We start from the raw sequence: 19,943 nt of genomic DNA, 5'->3' as shown, positions 1-19,943 counted from the left end.
CGGCTCATGGCCGCAACGCTTCCAGCTTCTCCCTCAACGTCGCCTCCGACAATTCGCCCACATGGCGCAGCCGTAGCCTGCCGTCGGCGTCATAGAACAGCGTGGTCGGGTAGCCGGCCGCGCCGGTGCGCGCCGCGAGCTGGCCGGCCGGGTCGATCACGACGTTCTGCAGGCGCAGCTGCTGGGTGGCCAGGAAGCGGCGCACGACCACGGCGGACTCGCGCTGGTTGACGAACACGAAGCCGATGTCGGGGTTCGCCGCCTGCGCCGCCTGCATGGCCGGCATCTCGCGCCGGCAGGGCGGGCACCAGGTGGCCCACAGGTTGACCACCAGCGGCCGGCCCGCGAGGCTGCGCAGCGCTACTTCGCTGCCGTCGAGCTGGCGCACCATCAGGTCGGGCATGGGCGGGCGCGGCGGCGCCAGGGCCTGGGCGGCCAGGGTGCCGCCGAGCCAGACCGCGGCGCCGGCCAGCGCGCTCGCCAGCAGCGGGCGACGCAGTTCGGCGCGACGCCGGGTCAGCTCGGCACCGACCACACAGGCCACGATCAGTCCGGCCACGAGTTCGAAGCCGCCGTCGCGGATATCCAGGGCGGTCCACGGCGCCTTGAGGTAGATGTCGTGGTGCTTGAGCACGAATACGGCGCGCGCGGCGACGAAACCGGCCAGTATCATCCGCCACAACACGGTGCCGGCGTCGAACCCGCGCCGGCGATACAGCCAGTCGGCCGTGGTGGTCGCCGCCAGGATGGCCAGCACGGTCAATACCGCCGAGATGGGGATGATGAGGGGGCCGAGCCTGACGACGTCCATGCTGCTTCCTTGCGCTGGCAAAAGCGCAAGTATACGCGCCCGTGCCGGCTAGGCGATGTTCAAGCCGCCATCGACCGCCAGCACCTGGCCGGTGATCCAGCCGCCCATCGGCCCTGCCAGCGCGACGATGACCTCGGCCACGTCCGCCGGGGCGCCGCGCCGGCCCAGCGGAATGCGGGCCGTTTCCTCGGCCTTGACCGCCTCGATCTGCTCCGGCGTGAGTCCCATCCGCTCGGCCAGGAAGTCGGTTTCGGTCGGCCCGGCGGCCACCGCGTTGACGCGGATGCCGCGCGGCGCCAGTTCCAGCGCCCAGCAGCGCGTCAGGTGTTCGATCGCGGCCTTGCTGGCGCCGTAGTGCGACAGCAGCGCGCCGGCCTTGTGGCCGAACGTGGACGACAGGTTGACGATGGCGCCGCCGCTGGCCTCGAGGTGCGGCAGCGCGGCGCGCGCCAGCAGCGACGGTCCGATCACGTTCACCTCGAAGATGTCGCGGATGCGTTCCGCGTCGGCTTCCTGCAGCGGCAGGATGGCGCCGGCGCCGGCGTTGTTCACCAGGACGTCCAGGCGGCCGTGGCGTTCGATGACGGTGGCGATCGTGCGCGCCGCGTCGGCGGCCTTGCCGGCGTCGGCCACCACATAGCCGATGCCCGGCTGTTCGGCGGCAAGCGCCTGGAGCGGCGCCTCGCGCCGGCCGGTGACGACGACGCGCGCGCCGTCCTGGGCGAAGCGTAGTGCGGCGGCCCGGCCGATGCCGGCCGCGCCGCCCGTGATCAGGATGACCCGGTTGTTCGATTCTTGCATGATGCTCGACTCCTGTTCTGGCATGACGGGACCGGGCGCCGGGAATGGCGCCCGCGTCCCGTATGCAGGACGAGTCGGCTACCGCTTGCGTGACATCGGGCGCCGCTTACGGCATGCCGGGCGCCTGCTCGGGCGCCGGCTGCGGCGGCGCCAGCTGCGCCACCAGGATGCGGTCGATCCGGTTGCCGTCCATGTCGACCACCTCGACGCGGTAGCCGCCCCAGTCGAAGAACTCGGAAGTCTTGGGGATGTAGCCGAACTGGTACAGCACGAAGCCCGCCAGCGTGTGGTAGGCCCCGGTCCCTTCGTCCGGGAAGCGCAGGTCGGTATTCATCAGGTCCCTGAAGCGATCCAGGTCCACGCCGCCGTCGAGCAGCCAGCTGCCGTCCTGGCGCTGCACCGCGTCCGGATCGTTCTCTTCGCCGATCACGGTGACGTCGCCCACCAGGGCGCTCATCACGTCGGACAGGGTGACCATGCCCTGGATGTCGCCGTACTCGTCGACGATGAGGGCCAGTTCGGAGCGGTTCTTCTTGAACAGCTCGAGCAGCACCATGGCGCTCACGGTCTCGGGCACGAACAGGACTTCCGACACCGCGTGCTCGATATTGACCGCCTCGAGCGAGCCATGGCGCACCGATTGCGCCAGCAGGTCGCGCACTTTCACATAGCCGAGGATCTGGGCGCGGTCGCCGCGGTAGACCGGAAAGCGGCTGTAGCCGTGGCAGCTGATGAGTTCCAGGGTGTCGCGCCGCTCGGCGTCGAGGTCGATCATGACCAGGTCGACGCGCGGCGTCATGAGGGCCTTCAGGTGGCGGTCGTCCAGCCGCAGCGCGCGCGAGACGATGTCGTACTCGGTCTTCTCGAACAGGCCGGCGTCGGTGCCTTCCTTGAACATGCCGGCGATGTCTTCCTCGGTCGGCGCGTCTTCTTTCGCGTCGTGGATCCCGAGCAGGCGCACGATCGCCTCGGTGGTCAGCGACAGCACTTTCACGAACGGCGACATGATCACCGACAGCATATTGAGCGGCGGCGCGATCAGCGTCGCCATCGTCTCGGGATGGCGCATCGCGATGCGCTTCGGGACCAGTTCGCCCAGGATGATCGAGACGAAGGTGATGCCCAGCACGACGACGAACAGCGCGATCTCGTAGGCGTACGGCGCCAGCACGGTTACCGTCTCGATCTGCGGCGTCAGGCGCGAGACCAGCGAGGCTTCGCCGAAGGCGCCGGTGAAGATGCCGATCAGGGTGATCCCAACCTGGACGGTGGAAAGGAAATGGCTGGGATTGTCGGCCAGCTCGATGGCGGTGCGCGCGCCGCGGCTGCCTTCTTCGGCGCGCCGTTCCAGGCGCATGCGCTTGGCGGAGACGAGCGCGAGTTCGCTCATCGCGAACACCCCGTTCAAGAGGATCAGAACGAGGATGATCAATATGTCTGACATGCTGGGCTCTTGCCCCATCACCGGACGTCCCGGGCCGTGGCCGGGCAGGCCACGATGGCCTGCACGCGAATCATGGCATAAATGACAAATTCCGGGAACACGGCACGGCCCGCCCGTGCCGGCGCTGCCCCTGGTCTATCAGGGCTCGAGGCGGAAGTGCTTGCCGATGCCGGCCCAGCACTGCTGGTAATCGCCCTGCAGCTGGGGCGAGGCCAGCGCCTGCGCCGTGGGCACCAGCGCGCTGCGGGTCTCGAACATGAAGGCCATCGTGTCGCCGACCTTGTGCGGGCGGCTGGTGTCGGCGTTGCTGGCCTTGTCGAAGGTTGCGGCGTCCGGGCCGTGCCCGCTCATGCAGTTGTGGACGCTGGCGCCGCCCGGCACGAAGCCTTCAGCCTTGGCGTCGTAGGCGCCGTGGATCAGGCCCATGAATTCGCTGGCAACGTTGCGGTGGAACCAGGGCGGGCGGAAGGTGTCCTCGGCCGCCAGCCAGCGCGGCGGGAAGATCACGAAGTCGATCGTGTCCACGCCCGGCGTGTCCGACGGCGACTGCAGGACGAGGAAGATCGACGGATCGGGATGGTCGTAGCTGATCGAGCCGATGGTATTGAAGTGGCGCAGGTCGTATTTATAGGGCGCGTAGTTGCCGTGCCAGGCCACGACGTCCAGCGGCGAGTGCCCGATCGGGGCGCGCCACAGGCGTCCGCCGAACTTCGTCACCAGCTCGAAGTCGCCCTCCAGGTCTTCATAGCGGGCCCGCGGCGTGAGGAAGTCGCGCGGGTTGGCCAGGCCGTTCGAGCCGATCGGCCCCATGTCCGGCAGGCGCAGCAGGGCGCCAAAATTCTCGCAGATGTAGCCGCGCGCTTCTCCCTCCGGCAGGGACACCTGGAAGCGTACGCCGCGCGGGATCACGGCGATCTCTTGCGGCTCCACTTCGAGCAGGCCCAGTTCGGTCGCGATCGACAGCCGTCCCAGTTGCGGCACGACCAGCAATTCGCCGTCCGTATTGTAGAAGTAACGGCCATCCATCGAACGGTTGGCCGCGTACAGGTGGATCGCGCAGCCGCTCATCGCCTCGGCCGAACCGTTGCCGGCCATGGTCACCCAGCCGTCGATGAAGTCGGTCGGCGCCTCCGGCATGGGCAGCGGGCTCCAGCGCAGCTGGTTGGGCGGCACGGGGTTGTCGAAGCGGCCCACCAGCCGGGGCGCATCCAGCGGCGTAAAGCTGCCATGCACCGCCGCCGGGCGGATGCGGTACAGCCACGAGCGGCGGTTGTGGCCGCGCGGCGCGGTGAAGGCGGTGCCGGATAGCTGTTCGGCATACAGGCCGTAGGCTACCTGCTGCGGCGAATTGCGGTGCGCGGGCAGGGCGCCGGGCAGGGCTTCGGTGGCGAACTCGTTGCCGAAGCCGCTCATGTAGGCGGACGGTTGGCCGGGCTCGTGACTCATGGGGTCTCCTCGACGATGGATGGTAGGTTCGATGGCGTCACTCTAGAATACTCCGCCATGTTTTACGAGATGAATAGAAAAATGTAGACTATTCATAGCATCAATATTACTGTTCGGGCGACGGCCCGGGCGTGGACAATGCGTGTCAATCGTCGGCCCAGCCGGCAGCTCGGGAAATCCATGATCGAAGCACACGATATCGACCTGAACCTGCTCTCCGTATTCCAGGAGGTGTACAGGGAGCGCCAGATCTCGTCGGCCGCGCGGCGCCTGGGGCTGTCGCAGTCGGCCGTGAGCAATGCGCTGGCCCGGCTGCGGCGCAGCTTCGGGGACGAGCTGTTCGTGCGCACCGCCAGCGGCATGCAGCCGACGCCCCTGGCGAGCCAGATGGCCGAGCCGATCGGGGCGGCGATGGCGCAGGTGGCATTGGCGCTGAACCAGCGCAGCCGTTTCGAGCCGGCGACCAGCAACCGCCGCTTCGTGCTGGCCATGACCGACGTCGGCGAGGTGTATTTCATGCCGGCCCTGATCGAACGCTGCCGCCAGCTGGCGCCGCAGGTCGAGATCAGCTCGGTGCGGGTGGGCATGCTGTCGCTGAAGGAAGAAATGGAAGGCGGGCGGGTCGACCTGGCGGTGGGGCCGTTCGAGGACGTGTCCGAGGCGCTGTACCAGCGCCATTTGTTCAGGCAGCCGTTCGTGGCGATGTTCCGCAAGGGCCATCCATTGGCGAAGGGCGAACTGACGTTGGAGCGCTTCGCCCAGGCCGAGCACCTGCTGGTGGACGCCGTCGACAGTCCCTACGACCGGGTCAATGCGGCGTTGGCGAAGGCCGGCGTCAAGCAGGGGAGCCGGTTCCGGGTGCCGCATTTCACGGCGGTGCCGTATATCGTGAGCACCAGCGACCTGGTGGTGACGGTGCCGCAAAAACTGGCCGAGCGCGCGGCCGTGCCGTTCGGGCTCGCGTGGGCGACGCCGCCGCTCGACCTGCCGCCGCTGCAAACGAATATTTTCTGGCACCGCCGCTTCAGCCAGGATCCGGGCAACCAGTGGTTGCGGGGATTGCTGGCCGAGGTGTTTGCGGAATGAGTGAACCACAGTAAGAGTCAACTGAGCAGTCAACTGAGAGGAAGAGACAATGGCAGACCTGTTTGAGAACCCCATGGGATTGAATGGCTTCGAGTTCGTCGAGTTCGCATCGCCCACGCCGGGCGTGCTGGAGCCGGTGTTCGAGGCGCTGGGCTTCACCAAGGTGGCGGTGCACCGTTCGAAGGACGTCGTGCTGTTCCGTCAGGGCGGGATCAACTTCATCGTCAACAACGAGCCGAAGAGCTACGCGGCCTACTTCGCCGCCGAGCACGGCCCGTCGGCCTGCGGCATGGCGTTCCGCGTCAAGGATGCGCACCAGGCCTATGCGCGCGCCCTGGAACTGGGCGCCCAGGCGGTCGAGATCCCGACCGGCCCGATGGAGCTGCGCCTGCCGGCGATCCGCGGCATCGGCGGCGCGCCGCTGTACCTGATCGACCGTTTCGACGAAGGCGCCAACACCGGCAAATCGATCTATGACATCGACTTCGAATTCATCGACGGCGTCGACCGCAACCCACCGGGCCACGGCCTGGCCATCATCGACCACCTGACCCACAACGTCTACCGCGGCCGCATGAGCTACTGGGCCGGCTTCTACGAGAAGCTGTTCAACTTCCGCGAGATCCGCTACTTCGACATCAAGGGCGAGTACACCGGCCTGACCTCGAAGGCGATGACGGCGCCGGACGGCAAGATCCGCATTCCGCTGAACGAGGAAGGCAAGGCCGGCGGCGGCCAGATCGAGGAATTCCTGATGCAGTTCAACGGCGAAGGCATCCAGCACATCGCGCTCCTGACCGACGACCTGATCGCCACCGTCGACAAGCTGCGCGCGGCCGGCGTGCCGCTGATGGCGCCGCCGCCGGATACTTATTACGAGATGCTCGACGAGCGCATCCCCGGCCACGGCCAGGATGCCGAGGCACTGAAGGTGCGCGGCCTGCTGCTCGACGGCGCGGTCAAGGACGGCCACGCCCGCCTGCTGGTGCAGATCTTCGGCGTGCCGCAACTGGGCCCGGTGTTCTTCGAGTTCATCCAGCGCAAGGGCGACGACGGCTTCGGCGAAGGTAACTTCAAGGCGCTGTTCGAGTCGATCGAGCGCGACCAGGTCAAGCGCGGCGCGATCGCCGGCGCGGCGTCGACGGCCGAGGCCTGATGCAGTTGCCCTGAATTTGGTATCCTGAACGTTCCGGCGGCCCGCGTGGCCGCCGACTCGTTTCTGGAGCGCGTTTTCGGAGTGTCCATGCTGGCTGCATTTGCCGTCCTGTTGTTGTTCCAGTGCCTGGGCGAGGGCCTGGTGTTCGTCTTTCGTTTGCCCCTGCCGGGGCCGGTGGCCGGCATGCTGCTCTTGATGGCGGCGCTGATCGCCATGCCGAAGTTGCTGGCCCTGGTCGAGCAGGCCGCCAATACGCTGTTGTCGCACCTGTCGCTGCTGTTCGTGCCGGCGGGTGTCGGCATCGTGGTCGCCGCCAGCAGCGGCAGTGGCCACTGGAGCGCGATCCTGGCTTCGCTCCTGGTCAGCACCGTGCTGGCGCTGGCTGTCACCGGCCTGATCCTGCGTGGTATGGGCGGCGCCCAGTCGAAGGATGGCGATGATTGAATTCGCCGGGTTCAGCCATTTCTGGGTCTACCTGTCCGCCTCGCCGCTGCTGGGATTGACCATGACACTGTGCGCCTACCTGGCCGCGCAGCGCATCTTTGTACTGTGCAGGGCTTCGCCGCTGGCCAACCCGGTGGCGATCACGGTCGCACTGCTGGTGGCCGTGCTGTGGTTGAGCGGCATGTCCTACGAGCGTTACTTTGCCGGCGCCCAGTTCGTGCACTTTTTGCTCGGGCCGGCCACCGTGGCGCTGGCGGTGCCGCTGGTACGCCAGTTACCGCGGCTGCGCCGCGCCGCCCTGCCGCTGGGCGCGGCGCTGCTGGCCGGCAGCGTGACGGCCATCGTGTCTGCGGTGATCGTCGCGCTGCTGCTGGGCGCGACGCCGGAACTGGCCTATACGTTGGGGCCCAAGTCCGCCACCTCGCCGATCGCCATGGCGGTGTCGGAACGCCTGGGCGGCATCCCGGCGCTGACGGCGGCGCTGGTGATCGGTACCGGCATCTTCGGCGCCGTATTCGGGCGCTATGTGTTCGATGCGCTGCGCATCCGGTCCGACGCCGCGCGCGGTTTTGCACTGGGCCTGGCCTCGCACGGCATCGGCACCGCGCGCGCGTTCCAGGTGAGCGCCGAGATGGGCGCCTTCGCCGGCCTGGCCATGGGTCTGAACGGCGCGCTCACGGCGCTGCTGGCGCCATGGCTGGTGCCGCTGGTGATGGGCTGGATGCGGTAAGGCTACGCTGCGCCGCACAATAGTGCGGCGCGCTAATCTGGCGCCATCACATCCGATGGAGCAGATTTTGACCACCTACAAGACGATCAGCCTCGCCATCCAGGGCGGCGGCACTTACGGCGCCTTCGGCTGGGGCGTGCTCGACCGCCTGCTGCAAGAAGACGATCTGGTGATCGATGCGCTCAGCGGGTCCAGCGCCGGCGCCATCAATGCCGTGGTGATCGCCGACGGCTATGCGTGCGGCGGCGGGCGCGAAGGGGCGCGCAAGGCGCTCGACCGCTTCTGGCGCACGCTCGGCACAACGTCCACCCTGAGCCCGTTGCAGCGCACACCGCTCGACCGCATGGCGCCGGGCTTCACGATGGAGTATTCGCCTGTCTACCATTTGCTGGAGATGGCGGGCGCCATGATGGGGCCGGTACGAGAGGGCCTGGTGACGCTCAATCCCTTGCGTAACTTTCTGTCGGCGACGATCGATTTCGACCGGGTGCGCGATTGCCACGAGCTGGCGCTGTTCATCGCCGCCACCAATGTCCGTACCGGCACGGGCAAGCTGTTCCGGCGAGAGGAAATGGACGCGCAGCGCCTGGTGGCGTCATGCTGCCTGCCGACCGTGTTCGCGGCGGTCGAAGTGGAAGGAGAGATGTACTGGGACGGCAGTTACGTTGCCAATCCGCCGCTGGCGCCGCTGATGAGGCACTCGACCGCGAGCGACCTCGTCATCATCCAGAACAGCCCGATCGCACGCAGCGACGTGCCGCGCAATATCGCCGACATCTCGAACCGCGCCAACGAGATCGCCTTCAACATCAGCTTTGTGCGCGAGGTGAGCACTTTGCAATACCTGAACGCGGTGCCGGATGAAACCCGCGGCGCAGGCGTCAATCCGGCCACGATGCATCTGCACCTGATCAGCGGCAATCACTATCTGGGCGAGCACGGTATCTCGGCCAAGTTCAATGCCGAGATGCCCTTCTTGCAGATGCTGCACGACCAGGGTGTGGAGACGGCCGACCGCTGGCTCAGGGAGCAGGGGGCCAGTCTCGGGGTCAAGTCGACGCTGGACCTGATGCCGGTGTTCTTCCCAGACCAGGTCTGAGCGAAACAAGAGTGACGGCGCGGGTCAGCTATTGGCCGGCTGCGCCTTCCATGCCTGTTTCTTCGGCTTGAGCGCGAACGCCGCCAGCAGTGCGCCGGCCACGCCCACCACCATCGCCGCCGTGCTGCCCGAGAAGCCCACCAGGTGTTCCTTGGCCAGCTTGCCGGCCTTCGGTCCCACCAGCTGCATGCGGCGGCGGGTCATCTCGGCGCCCAGTTCCGACAGCCGCCGCTTGCCCAGGATCGCCTCGGCGTCCGGCAGCAGCTTGGTTTCTTCCTCGGCCACGTGGTGCATCACGTCGCGCATCAATTCCATCACCAGGTCGTCATGGCGCGGGTCCGAGCCCGAGGTGGCGCGCAGCTCGGCGATCAGGCGGCGCATTTCATCGTGTTCGGGCTCGGCTTCGTGGATGAATGGCTCCTTGCCGTCGCGCAGGCGCATCACCGGATAAAAGATTTCTTCTTCCAGCGTAGCGTGGATTTCCAGGCCGTCGCAGATCGTCTCGGCCAGCGCCTTCTTGACGGTCGGGCTTTTGTCCTTGGAATACTGGTGGAAGGTGACCATTACATGCGAGTGATCGAAGCGGATCATGTCCGTGATGCTTGGGCTCAGTTGCTTGAGATTCATGGTAGTACCCCCGTTCGTGATTGTTTGACCACCATGGTAGTCCGGGCCAGGCGGGCATTTCTGTAGGCGTGCGCGCCGGAGCCATGTCAGCCATGCGCGCAGCGGACTGCGCGCAAGCGATGGCATATCTGCGCCACGGAAATTTGTTTATCTGGAATAACATATTGTCACATTGGTCCTACAAGAACACGGGAGCGAACCTGACGGAAATCGCGCTGGAGACCTGAGAACATGACGTCATTGCGCTACCGATCCCGGCGGTAGCCTGTCCCGGCGGCACACGCACGTCGCGTGGCTGCCGGAGCCGTAGTCGAACCTCCCACTTCAATCGGAGATACCAGTCATGTTTGCACACAACAAGCGCTTGCAGTACACAGTCCGGGTCAGCGGTCCGAACCCTGGCCTGGCCAACCTGATGCTCGAACAATTCGGCGGTCCACAAGGCGAACTCGCCGCCGCCATGCGTTACTTCACCCAGGCCGTGGCCGAGGACGATCCAGGCCGCAAGGACATGCTGTTCGATATCGCGACCGAAGAGCTGAGCCACCTCGAGGTGATCGGCCACATCGTCGCCATGCTGAACAAGGGCGCCAAGGGTCGCCTGGCCGAGGCGGCCGAAGAAGAAGCCGAGATGTACAAGTCGATTACCGGCGCCGGCAACGACAGTCACATCACGCAGGTGCTGTACGGCGCCGGCGCCCCACTGACCAACTCGGCCGGCGTGCCATGGACGGCCGCCTATATCGACTCGATCACCGAGCCGAGCGCGGACCTGCGCTCGAACATCGCCGCCGAGGCGCGCGCCAAGATCGTCTACGAGCGCCTGATCTCCCTGACGGATGACCCTGGCGTGAAAGAGGCGCTCGGCTTCCTGATGACGCGCGAGGTCGCCCACCTGAAATCGTTCGAGAAAGCGCTGTACTCGATGGAACCGAACTTCCCGCCTGGCAAGATGCCGGTGGTGCCGGCCTTCGCCAGCGTTTACTACAATATGTCGCAGGGCGATGGCGAGATGCGCGGCCCCTGGAACCAGGGCGCCGACTGGAATTTCGTCAGCGATCGTGACAAGCAGTCGGCGGTCGACGGCGGCACGGGCGAGGCCGAGGTGGCGCTGCCGGATGCCGATATCGCGGTGCTCCAGCAAATGGCGGCGCGCACCATGTCGAACCCGGATTCGGCCCCGCGTACCGGCGCCGAGTTGGGCATGCTGCAATCGGCTAGCGGTGGTACTATTGCCAACGCGGGTGGTGAATCCAAAGATCAGGCGACCGTTGCTTCCATGGGCGGTCCGCTCGACGATACAGGTGTCGGTAATGCGATGGGCAGCGGCAAGCCGCTGAAGTAACCCCCTTGCGCCGGGGCGCGCACGCTGCGCAGCCCCGGTGCGGTCTTTGACTGGAAGATGCATGGATATTCGAACCGAGAAAACCGCCCACCCTCGTGGCCTGCCGCGCTGGCTGACTCCGCGCCGCGCCATCGGTTTCGGTATCTGCGCACTCGGCTTCCTGGTCCTGCTCGGCAGCATGATCGAACAGATCATGAATGCCAATCCCAAGATGCTGGCAGCGCTGGCCGGCGGCAGCACCGCGGCGGCCGCGACCGCGCTCGGCACCTTGCCGGTGCTGTTCGCACAGAACTTCAGCAAACGCACCTACGATTGCTTCCTCGGTTTCGGCGCCGGTGTCATGCTGGGCGCCACCGCCTTCTCGCTGGTGATCCCGGCGCTGTCGGCGGCCAAGGCGGCCGGGGCCGGCAGTTGGGAATCGAGCCTCATGGTCGGCGCCGGCATCATGTTCGGCGCCGGCGCCATCCTGCTGCTCGGGCGCGCGGTGCGCACCGAGGGCATCCTGTCGAACGAGCCCGATAAAGTGTCGCTGCGCCGGGCCTGGCTATTCGTGTGGGCGGTGGCACTGCACAACCTGCCCGAGGGCCTGGCCATCGGCGTGGCCTTTGCCGGCATCGACGTCGAAAAAGCCACCTCGCTCGCCACCGGCGTGTCGATCCAGGACGTGCCCGAAGGCCTGGTGGTGGCGCTGGCGCTGCACGCCGTGGGCTATAGCCGCCTGACGGCGGTGGCCATGGGCGTGGCCTCGGGCCTGGTCGAGCCGATCGCCGCCGTGTTCGGCGTCGCCCTGATCGGCATCTCGGCGGGCCTGCTGCCATATGCGCTGGCCGCAGCCGCCGGCGCCATGCTGCTGGTGATCGTCAACGACGTGATCCCCGAGTCGCGCCAGTCCGGCAACGGCACCCAGGCCAGCATCGCGCTGGTGTTCGGCTTCATCCTGATGACGGTGCTCGATACGGCGCTTTCGTAAGGCGGTCGGGGCCGCCGCACGGTTGACCACGGCGAGGGATGGTCGTAGCATGAAGATCATTCCATCCCTGCAGGCAAAGCATGACCGTCCTTTCGAAACGCGAGCAAACCCATGCCCGGATCCTCGACGTCGCCGCGCGCGCGCTGCGCCGTGACGGGTTCGACGGCGTCGGCGTGGCCGACGTCATGAAGGGCGCTGGCCTGACCCATGGCGGCTTCTACGCCCATTTCGATTCGCGCGAGGCCTTGCTGGTCGAGGCGCTCGAACATGCCGATGCGGCATCGAGCCCCAACCTGGAGCGCCGTGCGACTTCCCTGCGCGAGACCGGCGCCAGCCCGCTGGCGGCCCTGGTGCGCGCCTACCTGTCCGACGAACACCTGGCGGCCTGCGAGGCGGGGCTGGGCTGCGTGGTCGGTTCGCTCGGCTCCGAGATGGGACGCCAGGCGGCGCCGCTGCGCGAAGTTGCGCGTGGGCGCATCGAGCGGCTGGTCGGCAGCGTCCAGGCGGCGCTGGCGGAAGTCGGCGACGGCGCGCATGACCGGGCGCTGGCGCTCACCGGCGCCATGGTCGGCGCCCTGCAGATCGCGCGCACCTTCGGACCGGGCGAGCAGGGCGCGGCGATGCTGGCGGCAAGCCGGCAGGCCATACTGGCGCAGTACGAGCGCTGACAGAATTGGGCCGCCTCCAGCGCGGCCTTTTTTCTTCGATTAAAATATGATGCACGTCATATTTTATGGCGTCCACCATATCGACCAGAAAGGGAATGCCATGAAACTCGACAACGCCACCGTCCTCGTCACCGGCGCCAACCGCGGCCTGGGCCTCGAATTCGCCCGCCAGGCGCTCGCGCGCGGCGCGCGCAAGGTCTACGCGGGAGCGCGCGATCCGGCCAGCGTCACCCTGGCCGGCGTCACGCCGGTGCGGCTGGACGTGACCGATGCGGCCAGCATCGCCGCCGCGGCGAACGCGCTGGCCGACGTCGACCTGGTGATCAACAACGCCGGCATCGCCCATTTCCAGCAGGTATTGCATGATGGCGTCGAGGATTCCCTGCAGGCGATGCTGGACACGAATGTGTTCGGCATCCTGGGCATGAGCCGGGCCTTCGCGCCGGTGTTGGGCCGCAATGGCGGCGGCGCCTTCCTCAATGTGCTGTCGGTCGCGAGCTGGATCAGCTCCCCGGCACTGGCGGCCTATGGCGTGACGAAGGCGGCCGCCTGGAGCCTGACGAACGCGCTGCGCAACGAGTTGCGCGGGCAGGGCACCCAGGTGCTGGGCCTGCACGTCGGCTTCATCGACACCGACCTGACGCGCGACATCACGCTGCCGAAACAGGCCCCGGCCACGGTGGTCGAGCGCGGCTATGCGGCGCTGGAAGCAGGGTTGGACGAAGTCATGATTGACGAGCTCACCCAGGCGGTCAAGGCCGGCCTGTCGGCGACGCCGGGCATCTATACGGTCAATAACGTCCGTTGAAGTGGCGTACGGCCCGGAATCGCAGCCATGAAATGGACAACGGCCCCGCAGGGCCGTTGTCGTCACCCGGCTAATCCACAAGCATCAGTCGCGAATCTCCAGCTTGCGGTTCAGGCTCAGCGCCGCCAGCGAAGCGACCGCTCCCGACAGCAGATACAGGCTCACATAGCCCAGGCCGAAGTGCGCCGACAGGCCGAGGGCGACCAGCGGGGCGAAGGCCGCGCCGACCAGCCAGGCCAGGTCGGAGGTCAGGGCCGCGCCGGTGTAGCGGAACTGCTTCTGGAAGTTCGAGGTCGTGGCGCCCGCTGCCTGGCCGTAGGAGAAGCCGAGCAGGGTGAAGCCGATCAGGATGAAGGCGTTCTGGCCGGCAGTGCCGCTATTGATCAGGAACGGGATCGAGGCCGAATACAGGGCGATCAGCGCTGCCGCGGTGCCGAGGGTGGTGCGGCGACCCAGTTTATCCGCCACGATGCCCGAGATGAGCATGGCGATCGCCGCCAGGCCGGCGCCCCACATCTGGATGTGCAGGAACTCGTCCATCGGGCGGGTTTCGTACAGCTGGATCCACGACAGCGGGAACACGGTCACCAGGTGGAACAGGGCGTAGCTGGCCAGGGCGGCCATGGCGCCGATGGCGATATTGCTGCCTTGCTTGCTCACCAGTTCGCCGACCGGGGCCGGGTCGAGGTGGTGCGAGTCAAGCAGGCGAGAATATTCGGGCGTGCTGGCCAGGCGCAGGCGGGCGAAGGTGCCGACCACGTTGATGGCGAAGGCGACGAAGAACGGGAAGCGCCAGCCCCAGGTCAGGAAGTCTTCCTCGGACGTATAGGCGATCAGGAAGGCGAAGATGCCGGCCGCGATCACGAAACCAAGCGGTGCGCTCAATTGTCCGAGCATGGCGTACCATCCGCGCTTGTTCTCGGGTGCGCTCAGGGCCAGCAGCGACGGCAGGCCATCCCAGGAGCCGCCCTGTGCAAAACCCTGGGCGATGCGCAAGGCAGCCAGCAGGATGATGGCGGTGGCGCCGATTTCACTATAGCTTGGGAGCATGGCGATGACGACGGTGCTGGTACCCATCATGAGCAGCGAAATGCCGAGCTTCATGTCGCGGCTCCAGCGCTTCTGGATCGCCATGAACACGACCGTGCCGATCGGGCGCGCCACGAAGGCGAGGGCGAAGATGGCGAACGAATACAGGGTGGCATCGAGCCGGTCCGCCCAGGGGAAGAAAATGGCCGGGAACACGAGGGCGGACGCGATCGCGTACGTGAAGAATTCAAAATATTCCGCCGACCGGCCGATGACCACGCCGACGGCGATGTCACCCGGATCGACGTGCGCATCCCTGGCATTGATGTTGCGAGCTCCGCTATTGGGGTGCGTGATTGGAGCGGCCCCTGCGCCGCCGTACGTCGTCGTGCTTTGCATATTGTGTTCTCCAGAGAAGTCGACGGTCGCCCTGTTGTTAAAATTGCATTTAGGCAAGGGTGAGACAATGTGTCCAATGTTCTTCGGCGACCGTTGGCATTACAGTAGCATGTTCTCCTTCCATGTAACGTTAGATACCTAGCATGATTCCTAAAATTGTCCGCCGCGGACTTCCATTACTTCCGCTTGCAGCGCTGGCCGGCTGCAACACGGTCGTCATGAATCCCACCGGCGATATTGCGAAGCAGCAGGCCGATCTGATCACCATTTCGGTTGCGCTGATGTTGTTGATCATCGTTCCGGTGATGATCCTGACTGTCCTGTTCGCCTGGCGCTATCGCAAGAACGCCAATGCGAAATACGAACCCGACTGGGACCACTCGACGAAACTCGAGCTCGTCATCTGGGGCGCACCGCTCCTGATCATCATCGTCCTGGGCCTGATCACCTGGGTCAGTACCCACAAGCTGGATCCCTACCGTCCGCTCGACCGCCTCGACGAAAACCGTCCGATCCCGGCCTCGACCAAGGTGCTCGAGGTGCAGGTCGTGGCGCTCGACTGGAAATGGCTGTTCATCTATCCAGAGCAGGGCATCGCCTCGGTCAACCAGCTGGTGACCCCGATCGACACCCCGATCCGCTTCAAGATGACGGCATCGACCGTGATGAACACCTTCTATATCCCGACGCTGGCCGGCATGATCTACACGATGCCCGGCATGCAGACCGAGCTGAACGCGGTGCTCAACAAGGCTGGCGACTACCAGGGCCTGTCGGCCAACTTCAGCGGCGACGGTTTCTCGCACATGAAGTTCGCCTACAAGGGCGTGACCACCGCCGAGTTCGACGCCTGGGTGCAGGAGACGAAGGCCAACACCGCCGTGCTGGACCGCGCCGACTACCTGGTGCTGGAGAAGCCGACCGCCAAGGAGGCCGTGCGCCACTACGGCCAGGTCGAGCCGGCGCTGTTCAACCGCATCCTGAACCGCTGCGTGGCCGAAGGCACGATGTGCATGAACCAGCAGATGCACGAAGACATGAAGCGCAACCAGATGGCCGCCGCCATCCGCCAGCAGTCGCAGGGCGGCAAGTCGGCACTGGCGGAAGCGCTGGAAATGTGCGTGGCTCCTATTAATACCTTGATGAAGTAATCATGCAAGAATCATTCGACTTGACGAAGTTCATCTTCGGTCGGCTGGGCTGGGACGCGATCCCGCTCCATGAGCCGATTCTGATCGCTACCTTCGCCGGTGTGATCGTCGGCGGTCTGGCCCTCGTGGGCCTGATCTCCTACTTCCGCCTGTGGGGCACCCTGTGGAAAGACTGGATCACCAGTATCGACCACAAGAAAATCGGTATCATGTACATGATCCTGGGCCTGATCATGCTGCTGCGCGGCTTCGCCGACGCCTTCATGATGCGCGCCCAGCAGGCGATCGCCTTCGGCGACAATGCCGGCTTCCTGCCGCCGCACCACTACGACCAGATCTTCACCGCCCACGGCGTGATCATGATCTTCTTCGTGGCGATGCCGTTCGTGACGGGCCTGATGAACTACGTGGTGCCGCTGCAGATCGGCGCGCGCGACGTGGCTTTCCCATTCCTGAACAACTTCTCGTTCTGGATGACCACCATGGGCGCCGTGCTGATCATGGCATCGCTGTTCGTGGGTGAGTTCGCGCGTACCGGCTGGCTGGCGTATCCACCGCTGTCGGGCATCCTGGCCAGCCCGGGTGTCGGCGTCGACTACTACATCTGGGCGCTGCAGGTCGCGGGCGTGGGTACCACCTTGTCTGGCGTCAACCTGATCGTCACCATCATCAAGATGCGCGCACCGGGCATGGACCTGATGAAGATGCCAGTCTTCACCTGGACCTCGCTGTGCACCAACATCCTGATCGTCGTCACCTTCCCGATCCTGACCGCCGTGCTGGCCATGCTGGGCATGGACCGCCTGCTCGACACCGCGTTCTTCACGAGCGACCGTGGCGGCAACCCGATGATGTACGTTAACCTGATCTGGATCTGGGGCCACCCTGAGGTCTACATCCTGATCCTGCCGGCCTTCGGCATCTTCTCCGAAGTCGTCTCGACCTTCTGCGGCAAGCGCCTGTTCGGTTACACCTCGATGGTGTACGCGACCTGCGTCATCATGGTCCTGTCGTACCTGGTGTGGCTGCACCACTTCTTCACCATGGGTTCGGGCGCCAGCGTCAATGCGTTCTTCGGCATCACGACGATGATCATCTCGATCCCGACCGGCGCCAAGATCTTCAACTGGCTGTTCACCATGTACCGCGGCCGTATCCGCTTCGAACTGCCGATGATGTGGACCGTGTCGTTCATGCTGACCTTCGTCATCGGCGGCATGACCGGCGTCATGCTGGCGATCCCGGCGGCCGACTTCGTGCTGCACAACTCGCTGTTCCTGATCGCCCACTTCCACAACGTGATCATCGGCGGCGTCGTGTTCGGTATCTTTGCCGGCATCAACTACTGGTTCCCGAAAGCCTTCGGCTACAAGCTGGACCGTTTCTGGGGCCTGGTCTCGTTCTGGCTGTGGTCGATCGGCTTCTGGGTCGCGTTCACCCCGCCGTACATCCTGGGCTTCATGGGCTACACCCGTCGCGTGAGCCATTTCGACGATCCTTCGGTGCAGTGGCTGTTCCAGATCTCGTTCCTGGGAACCCTGATGATCGCCGGCGGTATCGGCGCGCTGATCATGCAGATCTATGTCAGCTTCCGCGATCGCAACACCGCGCGCCTGCGCGACTTCACCGGCGATCCATGGGAAGGCCGTACGCTGGAGTGGGCGACCTCGTCGCCACCGCCGGACTACAACTTCGCGTTCACGCCAGTGGTGTACGACAACGACACCTTCGCCGACATGAAGAAGAACGGCTACCGTCGTCCGCTGAAGGACTTCGTGGCGATCCACATGCCGAAGAACACCGGCGCCGGCTTCGTGATCTCCGCGATCTCGTGCGTGGTCGGTTTCGGCATCATCTGGCATATGTGGGCGCTGACCGTGGCTGCCTTCGTCGCCATGATGGCCGCGATCATCATCCATACCTTCAACTACAAGCGTGACTACTACATCCCGGCCGAAGAAGTGGCCCGGACCGAAGCGGAACGCACCCGACTGCTGGAAAGCCATGTCTGAACTTAACGTATCTGTAACCGGCGGCAGCGTCGCCGACGACGTGAGCGGACGCTACATCGTCCGCGAACACCACCCGGAGCAGGGCACGCTGCTGGGCTTCTGGCTCTACCTGATGAGCGACTGCCTCATCTTCGCGTCCCTGTTCGCCACCTACGCGGTGCAAGGCCGCTCGTACGCCGGCGGTCCGACCGGCGCCGAGCTGTTCGAGCTGCCGCTGATCGCGCTGAACACGGCGTTCCTGCTGGTGTCGTCGCTGACCTTCGGCTTCGCCATGATCGCCGCGCAAGCGAAGAACCTGGGCAAGACCCGCATGTGGCTGGCCGTGACCGGCGTCCTGGGCCTGGCCTTCCTGTGCGTGGAAATCTATGAGTTCCAGCACCTGATCCACATGGGCGCGGGTCCGCAGCGCTCGGGCTTCCTGACCGCGTTCTTCGCGCTGGTCGGCACCCACGGCCTGCACGTGACGTTCGGCATCATCTGGCTGGTGACCCTGTTCTTCCAGCTGGGTAAGCACGGCCTGAACACCGACAACTTCCGTCGCCTGTCGTGCCTGTCGCTGTTCTGGCACTTCCTGGACCTGATCTGGATCTTCGTCTTCACCTTTGTCTACCTGATGGGAGTCCTGCCATGAGCGACCACCACGACCACGGCCACCATGGCCATGACGTCCACGTGACGCACTACAGCGCCAAGGACTACATGATCGGCTTCGCGCTGTCGGCGATCCTGACGATCATCCCGTTCTGGCTGGTGATGGGCAATGTGCTGGCTCCGGAAACCACCAAGTGGGTCATCCTCGCCTTCGCCGGCGTGCAGCTGATCGTGCAGATGATGTACTTCCTGCACCTGAACTCGAAGGCGGAAGGCGGCTGGAACATGATGGCGCTGATCCTGACCCTCGTCATCCTGGTCATCGTGATGGCCGGTTCGATCTGGGTCATGCATCATATGAACACCAATATGATGCCTGGCATGGGTCCGAACAGCACCCACGACATGACCTGATGTCGGTAGTGCGCGAACAGCCGGCGGGGCCGGCACAGGCTGTCCCGGCGCCACGGCGTTCCGCCTTCGTGCGGCGCCTGCTGGCAGTGGTGGCCCTGCTGCTGTTCGTGCTGTTTGCCGGTCTGGGGACCTGGCAGGTGTTTCGCCTGCAATGGAAACTGGACCTGATCGAACGCGTCGATGCACGCGTTCATGCGGATCCCGTTGCGCCGCCCGCAGTGGCGCAATGGCCGCAAGTCTCGAAAGAGTCCGACGAATACCGGCGCATACGCCTGTCGGGCCACTATCTCTACGAATTCACCACGCCGGTGCAAGCGCTGTCCGATCTCGGCGCCGGCTTCTGGCTGCTCACACCGTTATGTACGGAAGAGGGCCACATCGTCCTCGTCAACCGCGGTTTCATTCCCTCCAGCGGCGATATCGCGGCCCGCTATCCGGCGCGGCGCGCGGGCGCCTATCCGTGCACCGCGCGCACTGCCGATGCGGTCGAGGTCACCGGCCTGCTGCGTATCGCCGAGCCCAAGAGCGGCTTCCTGCGCGATAACGACCCGGTCAACAACCGCTGGTACGCACGCGAAGTCGGCGCCATTGCCGCCGCGCGCGGCCTGGATGTCGGCAACGTCGCGCCGTTCTTCGTCGACGCCGGCAAGGACCAGGATCCGGCCACCGCGCCCGAGAAGGCGGTCGGCGGCCTGACCGTCATTTCTTTCCCAAATAATCACCTCGTCTACGCCCTCACTTGGTATGCTCTGGCCCTGATGGTGGCCGCCGCCACGTGGTGGGTCGCCCGCTACGAAGCCCGGCGCGGCCAGGCCGACGAATAAGGCGGCGGCGCGCCATGTGGCGCGCCGCCGCGGGACCGACCTCACGGGAACCGATGCAATCTCCGCTGGATTTCTTCGCCAAGGCGGC

The 19,943-nt window shown here is 65.6% G+C and carries 20 protein-coding genes; 14 read left to right on the top strand and 6 right to left on the bottom strand.

Annotated elements, in window-relative coordinates; translation table 11 throughout:
• Positions 1-4 precede the first annotated feature (4 nt).
• The 4 genes from Q9246_RS11720 to hmgA form a co-directional block, all read right to left on the bottom strand.
• Positions 5-811, bottom strand: coding sequence for a TlpA disulfide reductase family protein (locus Q9246_RS11720; protein ID WP_306397720.1), 807 nt, complete (start codon positions 809-811; stop codon positions 5-7).
• 48 nt (positions 812-859) lie between these two features.
• Positions 860-1,612 (bottom strand): SDR family NAD(P)-dependent oxidoreductase, encoded by a 753-nt coding sequence (locus Q9246_RS11715; RefSeq protein ID WP_306397719.1) that lies wholly within the window; start codon positions 1,610-1,612, stop codon positions 860-862.
• Positions 1,613-1,718: 106 nt separating this feature from the next.
• The gene (locus tag Q9246_RS11710) at positions 1,719-3,056 is read right to left on the bottom strand and encodes a hemolysin family protein (RefSeq protein ID WP_306397718.1); all 1,338 of its coding nucleotides are present in this window, start codon (positions 3,054-3,056) and stop codon (positions 1,719-1,721) included.
• Between the two features lie 138 nt (positions 3,057-3,194).
• Positions 3,195-4,502, bottom strand: coding sequence for a homogentisate 1,2-dioxygenase (hmgA, locus tag Q9246_RS11705; RefSeq protein ID WP_306397717.1), 1,308 nt, complete (start codon positions 4,500-4,502; stop codon positions 3,195-3,197).
• 180 nt (positions 4,503-4,682) lie between these two features.
• Here hmgA and Q9246_RS11700 point away from each other — a divergent pair, with 180 nt between their 5' ends.
• The 5 genes from Q9246_RS11700 to Q9246_RS11680 all read left to right on the top strand — a co-directional run bounded on the left by Q9246_RS11700 (position 4,683) and on the right by Q9246_RS11680 (position 9,017).
• Positions 4,683-5,588 carry a LysR family transcriptional regulator gene (locus tag Q9246_RS11700; protein ID WP_306397716.1) on the top strand — a complete coding sequence of 302 codons (906 nt, stop codon included), beginning with the start codon at positions 4,683-4,685 and terminating at the stop codon, positions 5,586-5,588.
• A gap of 49 nt (positions 5,589-5,637) precedes the next feature.
• Positions 5,638-6,744: a 4-hydroxyphenylpyruvate dioxygenase gene (gene hppD, locus Q9246_RS11695; protein ID WP_306397715.1), complete on the top strand. Its 1,107-nt coding sequence runs from the start codon at positions 5,638-5,640 to the stop codon at positions 6,742-6,744.
• Positions 6,745-6,831: 87 nt separating this feature from the next.
• On the top strand, positions 6,832-7,188 hold the full coding sequence (locus Q9246_RS11690; protein WP_306397714.1) for a CidA/LrgA family protein: 357 nt from the start codon (positions 6,832-6,834) through the stop codon (positions 7,186-7,188).
• On the top strand, positions 7,181-7,918 hold the full coding sequence (locus Q9246_RS11685) for an LrgB family protein (protein WP_306397713.1): 738 nt from the start codon (positions 7,181-7,183) through the stop codon (positions 7,916-7,918). Before Q9246_RS11690 ends, Q9246_RS11685 begins: the two co-directional genes overlap by 8 nt.
• A gap of 67 nt (positions 7,919-7,985) precedes the next feature.
• Positions 7,986-9,017, top strand: a complete 1,032-nt coding sequence (locus tag Q9246_RS11680; protein WP_306397712.1) for a patatin-like phospholipase family protein — start codon at positions 7,986-7,988, stop codon at positions 9,015-9,017.
• A 24-nt stretch (positions 9,018-9,041) separates the two neighbouring features.
• Here Q9246_RS11680 and Q9246_RS11675 read toward each other — a convergent pair whose 3' ends face one another.
• Entirely contained in the window at positions 9,042-9,644 is a 603-nt protein-coding gene (locus Q9246_RS11675; RefSeq protein WP_306397711.1) for a hemerythrin domain-containing protein, read from the bottom strand.
• 343 nt (positions 9,645-9,987) lie between these two features.
• Here Q9246_RS11675 and Q9246_RS11670 point away from each other — a divergent pair, with 343 nt between their 5' ends.
• From Q9246_RS11670 to Q9246_RS11655, 4 genes are all read left to right on the top strand, one after another.
• Positions 9,988-10,989 carry a manganese catalase family protein gene (locus Q9246_RS11670; protein ID WP_306397710.1) on the top strand — a complete coding sequence of 334 codons (1,002 nt, stop codon included), beginning with the start codon at positions 9,988-9,990 and terminating at the stop codon, positions 10,987-10,989.
• A gap of 61 nt (positions 10,990-11,050) precedes the next feature.
• Positions 11,051-11,959 carry a ZIP family metal transporter gene (locus Q9246_RS11665; RefSeq protein WP_306397709.1) on the top strand — a complete coding sequence of 303 codons (909 nt, stop codon included), beginning with the start codon at positions 11,051-11,053 and terminating at the stop codon, positions 11,957-11,959.
• 80 nt (positions 11,960-12,039) lie between these two features.
• On the top strand, positions 12,040-12,627 hold the full coding sequence (locus tag Q9246_RS11660) for a TetR/AcrR family transcriptional regulator (RefSeq protein WP_306397708.1): 588 nt from the start codon (positions 12,040-12,042) through the stop codon (positions 12,625-12,627).
• Positions 12,628-12,727: 100 nt separating this feature from the next.
• Positions 12,728-13,435, top strand: coding sequence for an SDR family oxidoreductase (locus Q9246_RS11655; RefSeq protein ID WP_306397707.1), 708 nt, complete (start codon positions 12,728-12,730; stop codon positions 13,433-13,435).
• 84 nt (positions 13,436-13,519) lie between these two features.
• On the opposite strand, the gene Q9246_RS11650 is transcribed toward Q9246_RS11655, so the two are convergent.
• Complete coding sequence (locus Q9246_RS11650; protein WP_306397706.1) at positions 13,520-14,863, bottom strand: MFS transporter; 1,344 nt, start codon at positions 14,861-14,863, stop codon at positions 13,520-13,522.
• 143 nt (positions 14,864-15,006) lie between these two features.
• On the opposite strand from Q9246_RS11650, the gene cyoA reads away from it, so the two are divergent.
• The 5 genes from cyoA to Q9246_RS11625 are packed head-to-tail and all read left to right on the top strand — an operon-like array spanning position 15,007 to position 19,855.
• On the top strand, positions 15,007-16,014 hold the full coding sequence (cyoA, locus tag Q9246_RS11645) for a ubiquinol oxidase subunit II (RefSeq protein ID WP_306397705.1): 1,008 nt from the start codon (positions 15,007-15,009) through the stop codon (positions 16,012-16,014).
• A gap of 2 nt (positions 16,015-16,016) precedes the next feature.
• The gene (gene cyoB, locus Q9246_RS11640) at positions 16,017-18,026 is read left to right on the top strand and encodes a cytochrome o ubiquinol oxidase subunit I (RefSeq protein WP_306397704.1); all 2,010 of its coding nucleotides are present in this window, start codon (positions 16,017-16,019) and stop codon (positions 18,024-18,026) included.
• The gene (gene cyoC / locus Q9246_RS11635; protein ID WP_306397703.1) at positions 18,019-18,657 is read left to right on the top strand and encodes a cytochrome o ubiquinol oxidase subunit III; all 639 of its coding nucleotides are present in this window, start codon (positions 18,019-18,021) and stop codon (positions 18,655-18,657) included. The genes cyoB and cyoC overlap by 8 nt, the downstream gene beginning before the upstream one ends.
• Complete coding sequence (cyoD, locus tag Q9246_RS11630) at positions 18,654-19,031, top strand: cytochrome o ubiquinol oxidase subunit IV (RefSeq protein ID WP_306397702.1); 378 nt, start codon at positions 18,654-18,656, stop codon at positions 19,029-19,031. Before cyoC ends, cyoD begins: the two co-directional genes overlap by 4 nt.
• Positions 19,031-19,855: an SURF1 family protein gene (locus Q9246_RS11625; RefSeq protein ID WP_306397701.1), complete on the top strand. Its 825-nt coding sequence runs from the start codon at positions 19,031-19,033 to the stop codon at positions 19,853-19,855. The genes cyoD and Q9246_RS11625 overlap by 1 nt, the downstream gene beginning before the upstream one ends.
• Positions 19,856-19,943: the final 88 nt, after the last annotated feature.

Origin of the sequence: Telluria beijingensis, from assembly GCF_030770395.1 — a bacterium.
Taxonomy (GTDB): Bacteria; Pseudomonadota; Gammaproteobacteria; order Burkholderiales; family Burkholderiaceae_D; genus Telluria; species Telluria beijingensis.
Note: the sequence above shows the minus strand (reverse complement) of the source record. Positions and strands in the feature narration are given on the sequence as shown.

What these genes read in the sequence shown, in the direction of transcription:
- Q9246_RS11685 (WP_306397713.1), top strand. Translation starts at nt 7,181, where the DNA reads ATGATTGAATTCGCCGGGTTCAGCCATTTCTGGGTCTACCTGTCCGCC.
- Q9246_RS11660 (WP_306397708.1), top strand. Translation starts at nt 12,040, where the DNA reads ATGACCGTCCTTTCGAAACGCGAGCAAACCCATGCCCGGATCCTCGAC.
- cyoA (WP_306397705.1), top strand. Translation starts at nt 15,007, where the DNA reads ATGATTCCTAAAATTGTCCGCCGCGGACTTCCATTACTTCCGCTTGCA.
- Q9246_RS11670 (WP_306397710.1), top strand. Translation starts at nt 9,988, where the DNA reads ATGTTTGCACACAACAAGCGCTTGCAGTACACAGTCCGGGTCAGCGGT.
- hppD (WP_306397715.1), top strand. Translation starts at nt 5,638, where the DNA reads ATGGCAGACCTGTTTGAGAACCCCATGGGATTGAATGGCTTCGAGTTC.
- Q9246_RS11665 (WP_306397709.1), top strand. Translation starts at nt 11,051, where the DNA reads ATGGATATTCGAACCGAGAAAACCGCCCACCCTCGTGGCCTGCCGCGC.
- Q9246_RS11710 (WP_306397718.1), bottom strand. Translation starts at nt 3,056, where the DNA reads ATGTCAGACATATTGATCATCCTCGTTCTGATCCTCTTGAACGGGGTG.
- cyoC (WP_306397703.1), top strand. Translation starts at nt 18,019, where the DNA reads ATGTCTGAACTTAACGTATCTGTAACCGGCGGCAGCGTCGCCGACGAC.
- cyoB (WP_306397704.1), top strand. Translation starts at nt 16,017, where the DNA reads ATGCAAGAATCATTCGACTTGACGAAGTTCATCTTCGGTCGGCTGGGC.
- cyoD (WP_306397702.1), top strand. Translation starts at nt 18,654, where the DNA reads ATGAGCGACCACCACGACCACGGCCACCATGGCCATGACGTCCACGTG.
- Q9246_RS11715 (WP_306397719.1), bottom strand. Translation starts at nt 1,612, where the DNA reads ATGCAAGAATCGAACAACCGGGTCATCCTGATCACGGGCGGCGCGGCC.
- Q9246_RS11625 (WP_306397701.1), top strand. Translation starts at nt 19,031, where the DNA reads ATGTCGGTAGTGCGCGAACAGCCGGCGGGGCCGGCACAGGCTGTCCCG.
- Q9246_RS11720 (WP_306397720.1), bottom strand. Translation starts at nt 811, where the DNA reads ATGGACGTCGTCAGGCTCGGCCCCCTCATCATCCCCATCTCGGCGGTA.
- Q9246_RS11700 (WP_306397716.1), top strand. Translation starts at nt 4,683, where the DNA reads ATGATCGAAGCACACGATATCGACCTGAACCTGCTCTCCGTATTCCAG.
- Q9246_RS11650 (WP_306397706.1), bottom strand. Translation starts at nt 14,863, where the DNA reads ATGCAAAGCACGACGACGTACGGCGGCGCAGGGGCCGCTCCAATCACG.
- Q9246_RS11675 (WP_306397711.1), bottom strand. Translation starts at nt 9,644, where the DNA reads ATGAATCTCAAGCAACTGAGCCCAAGCATCACGGACATGATCCGCTTC.
- Q9246_RS11655 (WP_306397707.1), top strand. Translation starts at nt 12,728, where the DNA reads ATGAAACTCGACAACGCCACCGTCCTCGTCACCGGCGCCAACCGCGGC.
- hmgA (WP_306397717.1), bottom strand. Translation starts at nt 4,502, where the DNA reads ATGAGTCACGAGCCCGGCCAACCGTCCGCCTACATGAGCGGCTTCGGC.
- Q9246_RS11690 (WP_306397714.1), top strand. Translation starts at nt 6,832, where the DNA reads ATGCTGGCTGCATTTGCCGTCCTGTTGTTGTTCCAGTGCCTGGGCGAG.